This is a genomic window from Bradyrhizobium diazoefficiens (assembly GCF_016616885.1).
Lineage (GTDB): Bacteria > Pseudomonadota > Alphaproteobacteria > Rhizobiales > Xanthobacteraceae > Bradyrhizobium > Bradyrhizobium diazoefficiens_F.
Map to the genome: position 1 here is coordinate 3195719 of NZ_CP067102.1, position 15882 is coordinate 3211600.

The 15882-nt window shown below is 65.2% G+C and carries 14 protein-coding genes; 10 read left to right on the top strand and 4 right to left on the bottom strand.

Annotated features, from left to right (window positions below; all coding sequences use genetic code 11):
* Nucleotides 1–45: 45 nt before the first annotated feature.
* On the top strand, nt 46–282 hold the full coding sequence (locus JJC00_RS14505) for a DUF1127 domain-containing protein (protein ID WP_200473224.1): 237 nt from the start codon (nt 46–48) through the stop codon (nt 280–282).
* A gap of 883 nt (nt 283–1165) precedes the next feature.
* Here the strand turns inward: JJC00_RS14505 and JJC00_RS14510 are convergent.
* The 3 genes from JJC00_RS14510 to JJC00_RS14520 are packed head-to-tail and all read right to left on the bottom strand — an operon-like array spanning nt 1166 to nt 2661.
* Complete coding sequence (locus JJC00_RS14510; protein ID WP_200473225.1) at nt 1166–1627, bottom strand: hypothetical protein; 462 nt, start codon at nt 1625–1627, stop codon at nt 1166–1168.
* 15 nt (nt 1628–1642) lie between these two features.
* The gene (locus JJC00_RS14515; protein WP_027534806.1) at nt 1643–2068 is read right to left on the bottom strand and encodes a universal stress protein; all 426 of its coding nucleotides are present in this window, start codon (nt 2066–2068) and stop codon (nt 1643–1645) included.
* Nucleotides 2069–2124: 56 nt separating this feature from the next.
* Nucleotides 2125–2661 carry a SixA phosphatase family protein gene (locus JJC00_RS14520; RefSeq protein WP_200473226.1) on the bottom strand — a complete coding sequence of 179 codons (537 nt, stop codon included), beginning with the start codon at nt 2659–2661 and terminating at the stop codon, nt 2125–2127.
* A 109-nt stretch (nt 2662–2770) separates the two neighbouring features.
* Here JJC00_RS14520 and JJC00_RS14525 point away from each other — a divergent pair, with 109 nt between their 5' ends.
* The 9 genes from JJC00_RS14525 to JJC00_RS14560 all read left to right on the top strand — a co-directional run bounded on the left by JJC00_RS14525 (nt 2771) and on the right by JJC00_RS14560 (nt 15326).
* The gene (locus tag JJC00_RS14525; protein WP_200473227.1) at nt 2771–4231 is read left to right on the top strand and encodes an NAD(P)/FAD-dependent oxidoreductase; all 1461 of its coding nucleotides are present in this window, start codon (nt 2771–2773) and stop codon (nt 4229–4231) included.
* 87 nt (nt 4232–4318) lie between these two features.
* On the top strand, nt 4319–4831 hold the full coding sequence (msrB, locus tag JJC00_RS14530) for a peptide-methionine (R)-S-oxide reductase MsrB (RefSeq protein WP_128950827.1): 513 nt from the start codon (nt 4319–4321) through the stop codon (nt 4829–4831).
* Nucleotides 4832–5096: 265 nt separating this feature from the next.
* The gene (locus tag JJC00_RS14535) at nt 5097–6923 is read left to right on the top strand and encodes a flagellar hook protein FlgE (RefSeq protein ID WP_200473228.1); all 1827 of its coding nucleotides are present in this window, start codon (nt 5097–5099) and stop codon (nt 6921–6923) included.
* A 43-nt stretch (nt 6924–6966) separates the two neighbouring features.
* Nucleotides 6967–8850, top strand: coding sequence for a flagellar hook-associated protein FlgK (flgK, locus tag JJC00_RS14540; protein WP_200473229.1), 1884 nt, complete (start codon nt 6967–6969; stop codon nt 8848–8850).
* A 31-nt stretch (nt 8851–8881) separates the two neighbouring features.
* Entirely contained in the window at nt 8882–10765 is a 1884-nt protein-coding gene (locus tag JJC00_RS14545; RefSeq protein WP_200473230.1) for a flagellar protein, read from the top strand.
* A 75-nt stretch (nt 10766–10840) separates the two neighbouring features.
* The gene (locus tag JJC00_RS38600; protein ID WP_283816818.1) at nt 10841–10966 is read left to right on the top strand and encodes a hypothetical protein; all 126 of its coding nucleotides are present in this window, start codon (nt 10841–10843) and stop codon (nt 10964–10966) included.
* Nucleotides 10956–12581 (top strand): hypothetical protein, encoded by a 1626-nt coding sequence (locus JJC00_RS14550; RefSeq protein ID WP_200473231.1) that lies wholly within the window; start codon nt 10956–10958, stop codon nt 12579–12581. The genes JJC00_RS38600 and JJC00_RS14550 overlap by 11 nt, the downstream gene beginning before the upstream one ends.
* Nucleotides 12582–12597: 16 nt before the next feature.
* On the top strand, nt 12598–13833 hold the full coding sequence (locus JJC00_RS14555; protein WP_200473232.1) for an ATP-grasp domain-containing protein: 1236 nt from the start codon (nt 12598–12600) through the stop codon (nt 13831–13833).
* Nucleotides 13830–15326, top strand: coding sequence for a pyridoxal phosphate-dependent decarboxylase family protein (locus tag JJC00_RS14560; protein ID WP_200473233.1), 1497 nt, complete (start codon nt 13830–13832; stop codon nt 15324–15326). The genes JJC00_RS14555 and JJC00_RS14560 overlap by 4 nt, the downstream gene beginning before the upstream one ends.
* 75 nt (nt 15327–15401) lie before the next feature.
* On the opposite strand, the gene flbT is transcribed toward JJC00_RS14560, so the two are convergent.
* The gene (flbT, locus tag JJC00_RS14565; protein WP_200473234.1) at nt 15402–15827 is read right to left on the bottom strand and encodes a flagellar biosynthesis repressor FlbT; all 426 of its coding nucleotides are present in this window, start codon (nt 15825–15827) and stop codon (nt 15402–15404) included.
* Nucleotides 15828–15882: the final 55 nt, after the last annotated feature.

Here is a 15882-nt window from a genome sequence, read left to right on the forward strand (position 1 = left end):
ACGGCATCCGCTTCGCCGCGCAGGACCAAAGGCCGGAGAAGAAACATGACCACGATCTCGCAAACTGCCGGGCGGAGTTTACGCCCATCCTCGTCGAGCGGATTTTTTGCCACGCTCGTCAACGCCGCCTATGCGCTGTTCGACCGCCTGGAGCGCCGCTCCGCCGTCAAGACGCTGAACGAGCTCGACGACCGCGCGCTGCGCGACATCGGGATCAACCGCAGCCAGATCGAGGACGCGGTGTACGGAGAGTTCAAAGCCGAGCTGACGCGGTATCTGTGAGTCTCTCTGCCTGTGTCCCGGACGCGCTGCAGCGTTCTTACGCTGCTGCGCAGTAGTCGTAGGATGGGTAGAGCGAAAGCGAAACCCATCAACGCTTCTTCCACGCGGAAACATGATGGGTTTCGCAAGTGCTCTACCCATCCTACGGCCTCGCGAACACAGCTTCGCATCCTCGCGGCGCATCTCACCCGAGCTTTGGCCGTCGCCTCACCCTCAATTGAAAAGGGCGCAGGGAAGACCGGGTGCTGGCTGGCACCCGCGGTCCACTGTGCGATGGTTGCGCTACAAGAGGCTGCACAGCGGCATACAGGTGAAGCCGTGACATCCGGCCTTCCCTGCGCAGTGGTTTGACGGCTTATGTCGTGCTCTCCCCGGGGAGCGATGCACTATTGCCCCCGTCGTCTCGCAGATGACTGACACGAGGGCCCGGTTGAGCCACACGCATCACCACGAGCCTTGACGCACAGACCCCGGGCGTCAGGACCACACGATTTCGCCGTACGCCGATCACACCGGTCGTGCGCGCGAGGTCTTCGCTCACGGTTGCCCGCCCTGCAAATCTCTTCGCGCCGATGTAATCCACGTCCACCGCCATCCGGCCCGCGTTCGTGACGATCGCGATACGCCCCTCTTCCTTGGGCCGGAATGAGCGAAACATACGTCGTTTCCGAATTTCGGTAAAGTGGAATATTTTCGATGATCAGTATCGACCAAGGGATGGCGTGTTTTGCCCGTCGGGCAACGCAAGCAATAGCTGTGTAGGGTGGGTTAGCCGCAGGCGTAACCCACCACTGTTTGTCTCAGCGGTGACAGCTTTGGTGGATTACGCCGGCGACTGCGCTTCGCGCAGCCGTCGTCTAATCCACCCTACGAGACCGGAACGTCAAGCCAGCGCGACCTGGCCCCACGCGCTGCCATAAGCGCGATCGTCCTCGGACTTGTCGGGTTTGCGGCGAGGCCGCGTCGGAGCGCCACGCTGGCGCCGATGCCTGACATCGAGGCGCTGCAGATGTGTGACGAGGTGGCCTGCGAGCGAGGCGATGCGCGCCGCCGCCTGTTTGACGACGAACAGGATCGTCGTGACGCGACTGAGCACGCCGACCAGGAACAGCACCGAGAAGATGTCGATATAGGCGAGGAAATCGCCGATCAGCATCAGCTCCGGTGGAATCGGGATGCTGTGATAGTAGGCGCCGATGAGGATGACGACAGGGATGAAGGCGATGACCTTCCGCACCGTCAGCCTGTCCAGCAGCGCGGCCAGCTGCACGACCAGCACCTCCCACAACGCTTCGCCAATCGCGAGCGGGACCTCGTAGGTCCATCTCCGCCACCATTGCTTCACGACATTGCTCCGAGTTTAGTGCCGCACCACCAGCACCGAGCACTTGGCATAGCGCACCACATGCCCGGCGTTCGAGCCGAGGAAATAGGTGCGCATCGCAGGCCGGTGCGAGGTCATGACGATCAGATCGGCCTTCATGTGCGCGGCTTCCTCCAGGATCTCGTGATAGATGCCGCCCTGGCGCACCACGCTGGAGATGTGGGACGGCTCGATCCCGGATTCGCGCGCGACGATGGCGAGCGCCTCTTCCGAGGTCTGGCGCTGCTGTTCGTCGAAGTCGGCAGGGACATATTCGGCGAGCATCACCGGCGTCATCGGCAGCACGTTGAGCAGCCGGACCGATCCGCTCCAGTTCTGCGACAGCGTTGTCGCGGTCGCGATCGCAGGCTTTGCCAGATCGGTGTCGGCGAGGTCGATGGGCACGAGAATGGACTTGAACATCTGCGCCTCCCTAGTGACCAAGCTGGATCAACCGGTCGAGACGGCACCCGCGCGTCTCATCGCAGTCGAAGCAACTTGGGGCTGACGAACAGCACCAGTTTGCCGCGGCGGTAGGCCACGTCACCCCAATCCTTGACGTCAAAATCGAGGACCGCAAGTCCCGCGGTAGGAAGATTGTCGGCGAGCGCCTTGGCGCCGGCCGGATCGTCGCTGCTCATCAGCATCAGTGCGGCCTCGTGCATACCCGGATTGTGCCCGACCAGCAGCAAGCGCTTGGGATTGGCCGCGGCGGTTGCAGTGCGAATGGTTTCGAGGATCTGCGCGGGATCGGCACCATAGAGTTCCGGCAGGATCTCGACCTCAGGCGCTGCGACGCGGTCCTTCATGGCGTCCCAGGCGATGTCCCAGGTCTGCCGGGCGCGGACGGCATGCGACACCAGCACGGCATCGGGAGCGGGCCGATGGGTGGCGATCCAGTCGCCCATCTCGGCGGCATCCCGCTGGCCGCGGTCGGCGAGCCGACGGTCCTGGTCGCGGCCGCTCGGCGCGTCGGTCTCGGTCTTGGCGTGACGCAGCAGCATCAAACGGCGCATGGCATTCTCGAATCGTTCCAGTCCAGAATAATCTACAGGCGCCGGTTGAGGACAAGGTGACAAGCGCCCGATTGGTCCTTTAAGAAGATCGCTCCGTTGACAAAACGACATGAGCGAGACTTTCACAAGCGTGTCCCAGGAAGAAGCCGGCTTTCGTGAACGTGCGCGGCTGTCGTTCGATCTCGACGCCGACATTTGCGTGATCGGGGCGGGGGTTGCCGGCCTCTCCATTGCGCTGGAGGCGGCCCGGCTCGGGGCCAGCGTCGCGGTGCTTGAGGGCCGCCATGTCGGCTGGAACGCCTCCGGCAACCAGCTCGGCACCGTGATGCCGGGCTTCGCGCTGCCGCTCACCGAGCTGATCGAGCGCATTGGTTTCGGGGACGCCAGCGAATTGTGGACGCTCTCGAAGGAAGGCGCCGAGTTCGTCCGGTCCAATGCCACCGAAGAGAACATGCCGGGCATTGGACTTTCCGACGGGGTGCTTGAGGTCTCCAATGTCGATGCCGGCGACCGGCTGATCAGCCGGCTCCAAATGCTGAACGAGGATTTCGACACCGAGGCCGAGGGCTGGCAAGTCGATCGCGTTCGTGAGGCGCTCAAGACCGATCGTTACTTCCACGGCGTGTACTATCCCAGGGCGTTCCAGGTCGATGGCCGCAAATATGTGCACGGCCTGGCGGCGCTGGCGCGGCGGGCCGGTGCCCGCATCTTCGAGGATACGCCGGTCGTCAGCATCGATCATTCCGGTATCCGCAAGCGCATCGTGACGCCGTCGGCGCGGCTGCGCGCCACGCATATCGTGCTCGCCGGCAACATCCATCTCGGCGCGCCGTTACGGCGCTTGTCGGAGACGCTGCTGCCGGTCTGGCGCTATGCCGGCATCACCGCGCCGCTCGGCGAGCGCGTGCACGAGATCATCGGTTTCAAGGGATCGGTGATGGATTCCGACGGCGTCGATCATTTCCGCATCGTCGATGGCGATCGCCTGATGTGGGAGAGCCCGGAGACCACCTGGGCCGCGCGGCCGCAGCGCTTTGCAGGAAGCGTCGGGCGGCGGATCCGGTCGATCTTCCCAGAGCTCGGCAATGTCGAGATCACTGAGACGTTTGGCGGCGCCACCGGCCGGACCGTGCACGGCATGCCGCAGATCGGCCAGTTGCGCAAAGGCCTGTGGGTGGCGAGCGGGTTCGGCCGCCAGGGCATGAACACGTCCGCCATGGCCGGGCAGCTGATCGCGCGCAGCATCCTGTGGGGCGACGATCGCTGGAAGCTGTTCTCGCCGTTCGAGCTGGTCTGGGCGGGCGGCACCACCGGACGGGTCGCGGGCCAGTTGGTCGGCATCTGGGGCAGGGCGAGTTCCGCCGCCGCGGGCTCGCTCGCCCGCTACCGCGAGCGGGCACGGATCAAGGACAGGGAACGCGAGGCCCGGTTGGCCGAGGCCAACCGGGCCGCCGGCACCGGTCCGCGCCGTCCGCCGCCCGGGGTTCGGCCGCGGGTGGCCTCGGCGCCGCAGCCGGCTGCGACGCAGGAGGCGGAACCAGCCCCCCAGGAGCACGGTGTCTCGCAATAAGCCCGAGAAAAATCCCGCCTGGAAGTGTAACATCGGCCGTTAGAGCCCGTATCTCAGGGCGTGGATTTCCTGCGCACGGAGAATGAGATGTTTGACCGCCGCATCCTGTTGACGACCGTCGCCGGCCTGTTCGGCCTTTCGGCCTTCCGCTGGCTGAGAGCAACGCCGGCCGAGGCTGGAGAGAAAGCCGCGCAGAAGTTCGAGATCGAGAAAACCGACGCCGAGTGGCGGGCCCAGCTCACCCCGCAGCAATATGAGATCCTCCGCAAGGAAGGCACCGAGCGCCCGGGCTCCAGCCCGCTGCTGAACGAGCACCGCAAGGGCACCTTCGCCTGCGCCGGCTGCGACCTGCCGCTGTTTGCCTCGGAGACCAAGTTCGAGAGCGGCACGGGCTGGCCGAGCTTCTACCAGCCGATCGAGGGCAATGTCGGCAAAACCGAGGACCGCACCTTCGGCATGGTGCGCACCGAGGTGCATTGCCGGCGCTGCGGCGGCCATCTCGGCCATGTCTTCGACGACGGTCCGAAGCCGACCGGATTGCGCTATTGCATCGACGGTTTCGGGCTGGTGTTCCACCCCGCGGCGCCGTCGGCGACGTAAAGCTCGCTGGAGTCGTTCCGGAGCGATGCGCGAGCATCGAATCCGGATTCTCGAGGGGTTCGATGCTTCGCATCGCCCCGTAACGACCATGCATCCCGGCAATTGTTGCCGGCCCGGCAATTGTGCCCCGGTCATCCGACCGGGGCATGTCTATTTAAGTCATTGATTTTCTGAGAATACCCGCATTGGCATAGGCCTTGCGACGTCTCCTCCGACTGCGGCCACGGGTCTGCCGGCCGCCGAGATCGGATTTGGAGACAAAGTTATGGGTATCTTCGATGCAATGAACACCTCGGTGGGTGGCCTGCAGGCGCAGTCCTACGCGCTTCAGAACATTTCGGGCAACATCGCGAACTCATCCACCACCGCTTACAAGGGCATCGGAACCAGCTTCGAGGATCTCATCCCCGACTCCTCGGTGCCCAACAAGCAGGTCGCCGGCGGCGTCACCGCGCATGCCCAGGCAACCATCACCACGCAGGGCACGATCTCGGGCTCCAGTGTCGCCACCAACATGGCGATCACGGGCGATGGCTTCTTCTCGGTGCAGAAGGCGACCGGCGTCGTCGACAACGTGCCGGTGTTCGACGGCGTTAACTACTACACCCGCCGCGGCGACTTCCAGGTCAATGCCAACGGCAATCTCGTCAACGGCGCCGGCTACTATTTGATGGGCGTTGCGGTCGACCCGAAGACCGGCAATCCGACCGGCAGCGTGCCGACGGTGCTGCAATTCCAGAACAATTTCGTCCCGGCGCAGGCGACGACCTCGATCCAGTATGCGGCGAACCTGCCGACCACGCCGAACACGGTGGCGAGCTCGACCGCGGCGAGCCACACGCTGCTGGCCAATGGCGGTCTCGATCCGACTGACTTCCTTGCGTCGAACCCCCTGCCGATCGGCAGTCCGCCTCCGCGCACGGACGCCACCATCACGAGTGCGGGTGCCAACAACAGTGTGCCCGGTCCGATCACCGGTGCGACGAAATTGTCGGGCACCGCGCCGAGCGACTCGCTGACAACGAGCTTCGCGGCCGGTGACACCATCATCGTCGGTAGTTCGCCTGCGACGACAATCACGATTACTGCGGCGGGCACCGGCCTGCAGGACGCGACGCACGTTCGCGCCGACGACACCGTCGGCAACCTGCTAACGGCGATCGGCACCGCCACGGGCGTAGCGCCGTCCATCAACGCCTCGAACGGCAAGATCACATTCCATACGGGCACGGCGCAGGATCTCAGCATCACAAGCACGGCGCCCGCATTCTCCGCGCTCGGATTGACGAGCCCGGTGACCCAGGCACGTGGCACCGGCATGACCGCAACCGGTGTGGTGATGGGCAGCGACGTCGCCACCTTCACCAAGGAATCGATCAGCGGCGGCGCGGTGACGGCCTACAACGCGGCCGGTACGCCCGTGAATCTGCAGTTGCGCTGGGCCAAGACCGACAGTTCCGCCCTGGGCCCCACACACAGCGATACCTGGAACCTGTTCTACCAGACCGACCCCAGTGCGACCACCAGCACGCAGCCGGCCTGGGTGAACACTGGCCAGACCTTCGCCTTCGCCAGTGACGGCTCGCTCACCTCGCCGAGCGGCTCGGGCATCACCATCAACAACGTCGGCGTGAGCGGCCAATCGCTCGGCTCGGTCGCCTTCAACATCTCCTCGGGCGGGCTGACGCAATTTGCGAGCACGAGCGGCGCGGTGACCATCAACACAATTACGCAGAACGGCTACGCCGCCGGCCAGCTCCGCTCGGTCGCCGTCAACAACAACGGCCTCGTTGTCGGCACCTTTTCCAACGGCCAGAACCTCGATCTCGCCTCGGTAACGCTGTCGCACTTCAACGGCACCAACTATTTGAAGGCATTGGACGGCGGCGCCTATGCCGTGACCGATCAGTCGGGCCCGGCGATCGCGGGCGCCTCGGGCACCATCAGCGGCTCGTCGCTGGAGGGATCCAACACCGACATCGCCGACGAGTTCACCAAGCTGATCGTGACCCAGCAGGCCTATTCGGCCAACACCAAGGTGATCACGACGGCGAATTCGATGGTGCAGGACCTCTTGAACGTGTTGCGCTGATCGGTCCACCGGCGCGTAACGTAACCAAAGGCGGCAGGTCAACATGGGTTTGAGTTCAGCCCTCGCCAGTGCGATGAGCGGTCTGCGTGCCAACCAGGCCGCGCTCTCGATCGTCTCGTCGAACGTCGCAAACTCGCAGACGCCGGGTTACGTCACCCAGACGCCGAACCAGGTCGAGGTCACCACCGCCGATTTCGGATCGTCGGTGATGACGACCGGCGTCAGCCGGGAGCTCGACACCTTCGTGCAGAACCAGCTTCGCACCGAGACCGGCGGCAGCGGCTACGCCGACCAGATGGCCAACATCCTGAAGCAGCTTCAGAATGTCTATGGCAACCCCGGCGGCAGCGGCACGCTCGAAACGGCGCTGAATAACTTCACCAGCTCGCTCCAGGCGCTGTCGACGAGCGCGGGCTCGTCGTCGGCGCAGACGGTCGCGGTCGGCGCGGCGCAGGCGCTGGCGACGCAGCTCAACGTCACGACCAAAGGCATCCAGTCGTTGCGCTCCAACGCCGAGCAGGATCTCGGCACCTCGGCACAGCAGGCCAACGCGGCGATGAACCAGATCGCCGACATCAACACCAAGCTGCAGGGCCTGTCTTCGAGCGATCCGTCCACCGCGACGCTGATGGATCAGCGCGACCAGGCCATCAACTCGCTGTCCAAATATGTCGACGTCCGCGTCACCACCGACGGATCGAACCAGGCCAACATCTACACCACCACGGGCATCCAGCTCGTCGGCGCGGGGCTCGCCTCGCAATTCACCTTCGCCTCCGCCGGCGCACTCTCGGCGACCTCGCTCTACAACACCAATCCGGCCAAGTCCGGTGTCGGCGCATTCAACATCAAGCTTCCGAACGGGGCGCAGGTCGACGTCGTCGCCAACAACGTGGTCTCCTCCGGCCAGATCGCAGCGGATCTGAAGCTGCGCGACCAGACGCTGGTGCAGGCGCAGACCCAGATCGACCAGCTCGCCGCGACGATGTCGAGCGCGCTGTCGGACAAGTCCACGGCGGGCACGGCGGTCTCGGGCCCACCGGCGGGCTTCGACGTCGATCTCGCCGGCGCCGCACCGGGCAACACCGTCAACCTGACTTACACCGACACGACGACCAACACGCAGCGCCAGATTACGCTGGTCAACGTGACCGACCCGGCGGCCTTGCCGCTCCAAAACGCGTCGAATGCGAACCCGATGCAGGTCGGCGTCGACTTCTCCAGCGGCATGAGCGCGATCGCGTCTGCGCTCAACACCGCGCTGTCCGGTACGCACCTGTCATTCTCCGCGGCCCCGCTGCCCGCCACGGCCACGACGCTGCGGATGACCGATGACGGCAGCGGCCTAGCCAAGGTCAACTCATCCTCGATCACCAAGACGATCTCCTCGCTGACCTCGGGCAGTCCGCAGCTGCCGCTGTTCACCGACGGCGGTCAGGCGCTCTACACCGGCGCGATCACGGCAGCGGGCTCGCAGATGACCGGCCTTGCCGGGCGCATCGCAGTGAACACGCAGCTCGCCACCGATCCGACCCGGCTGTCGGTCTACAGCACCTCGCCGGTGACACCGGCAGGCGACACCACGCGCTCGGACTATCTCTATTCGCAGCTCACCACGGCGGTGTTCTCCTATTCGCCGCAGACCGGTCTCGGTTCGGCTACCCAGCCGTTCAGCGGCAGCGTCTCGAACTACCTTCAGCAATTCCTGAGCGTCCAGAGCAACGCATCGACCCAGGCGACCCAGCTCCAGCAGGGCCAGAGCGTCGTGGTCTCGACGCTCCAGGCGAAGTTCAACTCGACCTCCAGCGTCAATCTCGACGCCGAGATGTCGAACCTGATCCAGCTCCAGAATGCCTACGCGGCCAATGCCCATCTCATGTCGGTGGTGCAAAGCATGATGAACACGCTGCTCCAGGCTCAAGGATAACCGCGCGTATCAAGTGTAAGGGCGATGAAACATGTCGATCAGCAGCATCAACTACTCCTCGTCGATCCTCGGCGCGCAGATCCGCAACATCAATCAGCAGCTCACGGATCTGTCGACGCAGCTCTCGACCGGCAAGCTATCGCAGAACTATTCGGGGATGGGCACCAACGAGGGCTTCGCGATCGCCTCGCGCTCGCAGTTGTCCAACATCGACGCCTATACCGACACGATCACCAACGTCAACGTCAACATCAACCTCACCAACACGGCGTTGCAAGCGCTGACGACGATCCGCAGTACGGCGCAGACGGGCGCTGCGAATACGTCGCAGGATCTCAACGTCAACGGCCAGACGGTGGCGCAGAACACCGCGGCTGCCCAGTTCGGCTCGATGATCGGCGTCCTCAACACGCAGTCAGGCAACCGCTATCTGTTCTCCGGAACCGCGGTCAACACGCCGTCGGTCACCGACGCCGGCGACATCATCAACGGCACCACGACGCAGGCGGGCTTCAAGACCGTGATGGCGGAGCGCCAGGCCGCCGATCTCGGTGCCAACGGAATGGGCCGGCTGGTGCAGACGCAGCCGACGCCGAGCTCGGTGAAGGTGTCGGAGGACGTCGCGGGATCGCCGTTCGGCTTGAAGATCGCCGCGGTCTCCTCGACGCTGACGGGCGCGACGGTCACCGGCCCAAGCGGCTCGCCGGTGTCGTTCTCCGTTGATCTCAACGGCGTGAACCCGAACAACGGCGACAAGCTCAGCGTGCAGTTCACGCTGCCGGACGGCTCGACCGAGCAGATCGACCTGACCGCCTCGACCGCCACGCCGACGCCGATCGGCAGCTTTGCGATCAATGCGACCATCCCCGGCAACACCGCCGCGAACCTCAATACGGCGTTGAACACCGCGATCACGAAGCTCGCCAACACCTCGCTGGTGGCGGCATCCGCCGTGACCGCCGGCGACAACTTCTTCAACACCGCGAGCTCTGCGATCGGCACTCCCAAGAACAACCAGGCGGCCCCACCCGCACCGATCAGCGGGGCGACCGCGCTGTCCGGCACGGCTCCCTCGAACTCGATCTCGCCCGGCTTTTCGGTCGGCGACGCCATCACGGTCAACGGCACGACGCTCAGCTTCGTCGCGTCGGGCGCGACCGGCAACCAGCTCAACGTCACCGATAGCATCCAGACGCTGATGAGCAAGATCGACCAGATCACGGGGACCTCGAAGCCGTCGACCATCCATGGCGGTTCGATCACGATCAACACCGACGATGCGGCGAGCCTGAGCATATCGGGCTCGACTCCGGCCGCGACGGCCGCACTGGGCGCGCTCGGCTTCAGCACGTCGCCGATCACCGCCACGCAACCGCCGCTGCGCGTCGGCTCCTCGCCGGCGAGCTCGGCGACGACCCTGGTGAACGGCTCGGCCAACACCGTGAAATGGTACACCGGCAATGACGGGCCCGGCTCGCCGCGCTCGACCGCGGTGGCACGGGTCGACGATTCCATCACGATTCAATATGGCGCACAGGCCGATGAGAGCGCGATCCGGCGGCAGTTGCAGGCGATCGCCGTGTTCGGCACGTTCTCGACCTCGCCGGCCGGGACCTATTCCAGCGGACAGGTCTCGGCGCTGAGCCAGAGGGTGGCTCAGGCGCTTGCGCCGCAGCCTGGACAGCAGCGCATCGAGGACATCCAGACCGATATCGCAATGGCCCAGAACACCATGAAGGACGCCACCGCGCGCCAAACCCAGGCCAAGGCGCAGCTCCAGAACATCATTGACCAGGCCGAGTCGGCCCCGCCGGACCAGGTGGCGAGCGAAATCCTGTCACTTCAGAACGCGCTCCAGGCGTCCTACCAGACCACTTCAAAGCTCGCGCAGCTGTCGCTCGTCAAGTTCCTGTAGGAGCCCGCGTTAAGGCTCCATTAACCATGCCTGTTTACCTCTTGGTGAGGATTGAGGCCGCTTGCGGAGCCATTGATGTGGGATCGGATGCAACTCGTGGCCACGCCGAGCTTCGGCGGGCAGGTCCCGCCATCGGTGTCCCACGGCCACATCGCCTCGCAATTCGCAGCCGCACCTGCGGCCGCGGCCGATGCGGCGTGAGCCTGTCGGGATGAGCGCCGGCGCATCCCGTCTGCCAGAGACCGAGCGAGCGTCCGAGGGCGGCTCGCGCTACCGCCTGCGCGATCTCTTCACGCCGCTGGATACGCTGCTCGTCTCTGGCGGAGACCCGCGGCTGGCGCTCGATCCGAAAGAGCGCGTCAACGCCTATGGCTGCGCGCCATCGCCCGAACCCCAGATCTGGAATTTCGCCTCATCGACCGCATCGACGATCTCGCAAGCCGGCTATGACCGCGCTGCGCTGGCGCGCGAGGAGCTGGTCCACAAATCGTTGTTCGACGAAGTCGAGATCGCCTTCGACCGGCGCTGCGAGGACCTGCGCGACGAATTGCGCGGGCACTTTCAGCTGCCGCCGCGCGTCGATGTCGTGTTCTCGCCGTCGGGTACGGATTCCCAGCTCCATGCCTTGTTCCTGGCGCACGCGGCGCTCGGGGCGCCGCCAGTGACGATCGTGGTCGGCGCCGATCAGACCGGCAGCGGCACGGCGCATACCGCGCGCGGACACCATTTCAGCACGATGACGGCGAGCGGCGTTGCGGTGCGCAAGGACGCTGCGATCGCGGGCCTCGCCGGTGACAGCATCGCGGTGCCGCTGCTCGACGCCACGTTCGGCCTCGCGATGCGCACCGATGCGGATGCCGAGGTGATGCGTGCAATCGAGGACAGCCTCGCGCAAGGCCGGCGCGTACTGTTGCACGTTATGGATTCGTCAAAGCTCGGCTGGCGCGCGCCGAGTGCCGCCTGCCTCGATGAGATCGCGCGGCGCTGGCCGCGCAAGGTTCAGGTCGTCGTCGATGCCTGTCAGGCGCGGCTCGGCTGCCGCCGGCTGCGGTCCTATCTCGATCGCGGCTACATGGTGCTGATCACCGGTTCGAAGTTCTTTGGCGGGCCTGCCTTCAGCGGCGCGCTGCTGGTGCCGAAGGGCCTGTCGCGCGGGCTCGACCGGATCGAAGGCGTCGCGCCGGGCTTCTTCGACTATGTCGGCCGCTGCGACTGGCCGATGACGTGGACGGCACTGCGCTCGCGCTTCGAACGCCGTCCGAATTTCGGCCAGTGGCTGCGCTGGGAAGCGGCGCTGGCCGAGATCGGCAGTTACTACGCCGTGCCCGGGGCGTTCCGCGCCAAGGCGCTCGCCGAGCTTGCGGCCGGCATCGACAGCATGATCGCGCTGTCGCCGTCGCTGCGCGCTGTCCCGGCAGCCTTCGACAAGGCGAATGCGGATGACGAGGAATTCGCGCAGCGTACGGTTTTTCCATTCACGCTGCTTCGTAACGGCAAGCCGGTGTCCATCGCCGATACCGGCGCCGTCCATCGTGCGTTGGCGCGCGACATGAACGACGACATCGTCGGGAGCGCAGCGGACCGGCAGGTTGCCGCACAACGCTGTCTCGTCGGCCAGCCGGTGCGGCTGGAGCAACCGGACGGCGTGCCGCAGGCTGCGCTGCGGCTGTGTGTCGGCGCGCGGCTCGTCACCGACGCCTGGTCGGCCGACAGCGCACAAGCGCAACGCAATGTGCAGCACATCCTCGATCGCATCGCCCACGTCCTGGTGAAGACCGAGCTGCTGCTTGACCAAGCCGCCGCTGTGCCGGCGTAGCCCTTATAGGTGTGAGATGTTGCATCCGCTTGCCGCGCCGAACTTTGCCGACCGTATCGGCTTTGCGCATTTGACGCGCCAGGCCTTCGAGGGCGTCGATCTGCACCCGTTGCGAGAGCGGCTGCTGGCGCGGATCGCGGAGGGGACGGCGCAGGCGGGCGAGGGGCTCGATCTGTCCCTGATTGCCCAGCTTCAGGGCGAGAAGGAAGCCGGGCTGGTGATCCAGTCGGAGGTGCTCTCCTTCCACCAACTGTTTCGCACGCCCGCCGCAGTGCCGAAGCCGGGCTTGCGCGTGCTTGCGCTTGCAGCTGACATCGACATGGGCGGCAACACGCCGATCGAATTTTTGCTCGAAGGCTCCGATATCGAGCTCCTGACGCTTTATGTGACCAAGACAACGGGCTTGCCGGAGACGCTGCCTGATCACGATGTTGCCATCGTGGTCGCATCCGACTCCGAAGAATGCCGCGAGGCGCTGGCGCTGATCGAGAAGGCCGCGCCGCGCTGGCCGCGGCCGCTGCTCAATCGCCCCGAGTTGATCGGCAATCTCGATCGCGACAAGCTCTATCGGCTGCTGGCTGGCATCCCCGGCCTCGAAATTCCCGTGACCGCCAACGCGACGCGTGCGCAATTGACCGCTCTCTCGGAGGGGCGGATCGCTTGCGCGGAGATCTCGGGCGAATTGCACTTTCCGATGATCGTGCGGCCGCGCGGCACGCACGCCGGCGTCGGGCTGGCGAAGATCGACGATGCGGCGGCGCTCGCGGCCTATCTTGCCGAACGGCAGGAGCAGGACTTCTTCGTCGCGCGCTTCGTCAACTACGCGAGCCCCGATGGGCTCTATCGCAAAATTCGGCTCACGATGGTCGACGGCAAGCCTTATGCTTGCCACATGGCGATCGCGGATCGCTGGGACATCTGGTATCTCAACGCCTACATGGCGTTCAGCGAGGAGAAGCGCGCTGAAGAAGCCATCTTCATGCAGGACTTCGATCGCGCCTTCGCAGCACGTCACAAGGCTGCGCTCGATGAAATGAGCCGGCGCGTCGGCCTTGATTATTTCATCGTCGATTGCGCCGAGAACCAGAACGGCGAGCTTCTGGTGTTCGAGGCCGACAACACCGCCGTCGTGCACAACATGGATTCGCCCGTCGTGTTTCCGTACAAGCCGCCGCAGATGCGCAAGATCTTTGCCGCGTTCACCGCGATGCTGTCGCGGCATGCAAAAGCGGGCGTGGGGAGTGCAGCATGAACGAGATCATCCGCAACACGCAGGCATCCGTCACGAGCGGATCGCTCGATCCGCAGGACTGGAGCGAGTTTCGTGCACTCGCCCATCGCATGCTGGACGAGGCGATCGACGGTATTGCCAATGTCCGCGCGCGTCCGGTCTGGCAGCCAATCCCCGACGAGGTTCGCGCGGCGGTCCGGACCGACGTGCCGCGCGAAGCGACTTCTCTCGCGGATGTCTATCGCGAATTCTCCGAGAATGTCGCTCCTTACGCGACCGGCAATGTTCATCCCGGCTTCATGGGCTGGGTGCACGGCGGCGGCACCGCCGTCGGCATGGTCGCGGAGATGCTCGCGGCCGGCCTCAATGCCAATGTCGGCGGCCGCGATCACATGCCGATCGAGGTCGAGCGCCAGATCGTCGCGTGGATGCGCGGCCTGTTCGGTTTTCCGCAAGGCGCGAGCGGCATTTTCGTCACCGGTACGTCGATGGCCAATCTGATGGCGGTGCTGGTTGCGCGCACGAGCGCGCTCGGCGCGCTGGCGCGGCAACACGGTATCGGCAATGACGGCGCCCTGCTCACGGCCTACGCGTCGAAGGCCGCGCATGGCTGCATCTCCCGCGCGATGGACATCGCAGGCTTCGGTACCGACGCGTTGCGGAAGATCGATATCGATGCCGATCATCGCATCGATGTCGCTGCGCTGCGCGCGCAGATTGCGATCGATCGCGAGGTTGGCTTCAAGCCGTTCCTGGTCACGGCATCGGCCGGCACCGTCGACATCGGCGCGATCGACGATCTCAGGGCGGTCGCGGATTTGTGCCGCGAAGAAGGCATCTGGTTTCATGTCGATGGCGCCTTCGGTGCGCTCGCGATCCTCTCGCCCGAGCTCGCGCCGTTGCTCGAGGGCATCGAGCTCGCGGATTCGATCGCGCTCGACTTCCACAAATGGGGGCAGGTGCCCTATGATGCCGGCTTCCTGCTGGTGCGCGACGGCGAGCGGCATCGGCAGGCCTTTGCGCAGCCGGCGGCTTATCTGAGCCGCGAGGCGAGGGGGCTTGCGGCCGGTGCTGTCTGGCCGTGCGATCTCGGTCCGGATCTGTCGCGCGGTTTCCGCGCGCTGAAGACGTGGTTCACGCTGAAGACATTCGGCACCGACCGGCTGGGTGCGGTGATCGCGCGCAGCTGCGCGCTCGCAAAATATCTCGAGACGCGCGTGCTCGCCGAGCCCCGGCTCGAGCTGCTCGCGCCGGTCAATCTCAACATCGTCTGCTTCCGCTATCGCGCGAGCGATGCGGTCAATCGCGAGATCGTCGCCGATGTCCAGGAGTCCGGCATCGCCGCACCGTCAAGCACGACGCTGGATGGCAAGTTCGCGATCCGTGCCGCCATCGTCAATCATCGCACCGCCGAGACGGATATCGACGCGCTGGTGTCGGCCGTGCTCAAGTTCGGTGCGCAGCGGACCGGCGGATTGATCGAGGTTGATGCGCCGCCGCTCGCGGCGCAGTAAGGCCAACGGCGGCTGAAACGAAAAACGCCCCGGACCTTGTCCGGGGCGTTTTTCGTTCGGATGCGCGAAGCTTGCTCAGACGGCCGAGCCGACGTCGCCTTTGGGATGCGTGGCCTCGTACTGGTCCCGCAGCTTCGTTTCATAGGCGATCAGCTTGCGGGCTTCCTTGAGCGCCCGGTAGAGATCGCCGCTCATGATGTTGTTGTTGATGCCCTCGATGATCGGCCAGGCGCTCGGCACGGCGGTGACGATGTCGCGCACCAGGTTGAAATAGGTGCCGTGCTGGGTCTGCGGATCCGGCGAGATGTACATCAGCTGCACCGCCAGATAGACGAGCTTGGCCGGCGTGTCGGCGGTCTCGGGCGTGAGGATGTCGCGTTCGCGCAGGATCGGCACGTTCTCGCCGTCGATCAGGAGGCGGGCGCGCTGGTCGGTATTAGTGATCACGCAGTTGCCGACGATGATGCGTTCGTGCGGTCTGAGCTCGACTTTGAGGGCCACGCCTGTTCTCCATCAACGCTTCGGTAACGAGCGACTGTCGCGCAGCTTTCGTGGA

Excerpts from the sequence above, each read along its gene's own strand:
- JJC00_RS14505 (WP_200473224.1), top strand. The coding sequence starts at position 46 with ATGACCACGATCTCGCAAACTGCCGGGCGGAGTTTACGCCCATCCTCG.
- JJC00_RS14515 (WP_027534806.1), bottom strand. The coding sequence starts at position 2,068 with ATGTTCAAGTCCATTCTCGTGCCCATCGACCTCGCCGACACCGATCTG.
- JJC00_RS14520 (WP_200473226.1), bottom strand. The coding sequence starts at position 2,661 with ATGCGCCGTTTGATGCTGCTGCGTCACGCCAAGACCGAGACCGACGCG.
- JJC00_RS14525 (WP_200473227.1), top strand. The coding sequence starts at position 2,771 with ATGAGCGAGACTTTCACAAGCGTGTCCCAGGAAGAAGCCGGCTTTCGT.
- msrB (WP_128950827.1), top strand. The coding sequence starts at position 4,319 with ATGTTTGACCGCCGCATCCTGTTGACGACCGTCGCCGGCCTGTTCGGC.
- JJC00_RS14535 (WP_200473228.1), top strand. The coding sequence starts at position 5,097 with ATGGGTATCTTCGATGCAATGAACACCTCGGTGGGTGGCCTGCAGGCG.
- flgK (WP_200473229.1), top strand. The coding sequence starts at position 6,967 with ATGGGTTTGAGTTCAGCCCTCGCCAGTGCGATGAGCGGTCTGCGTGCC.
- JJC00_RS14545 (WP_200473230.1), top strand. The coding sequence starts at position 8,882 with ATGTCGATCAGCAGCATCAACTACTCCTCGTCGATCCTCGGCGCGCAG.
- JJC00_RS38600 (WP_283816818.1), top strand. The coding sequence starts at position 10,841 with ATGTGGGATCGGATGCAACTCGTGGCCACGCCGAGCTTCGGCGGGCAG.
- JJC00_RS14550 (WP_200473231.1), top strand. The coding sequence starts at position 10,956 with ATGCGGCGTGAGCCTGTCGGGATGAGCGCCGGCGCATCCCGTCTGCCA.
- JJC00_RS14555 (WP_200473232.1), top strand. The coding sequence starts at position 12,598 with ATGTTGCATCCGCTTGCCGCGCCGAACTTTGCCGACCGTATCGGCTTT.
- JJC00_RS14560 (WP_200473233.1), top strand. The coding sequence starts at position 13,830 with ATGAACGAGATCATCCGCAACACGCAGGCATCCGTCACGAGCGGATCG.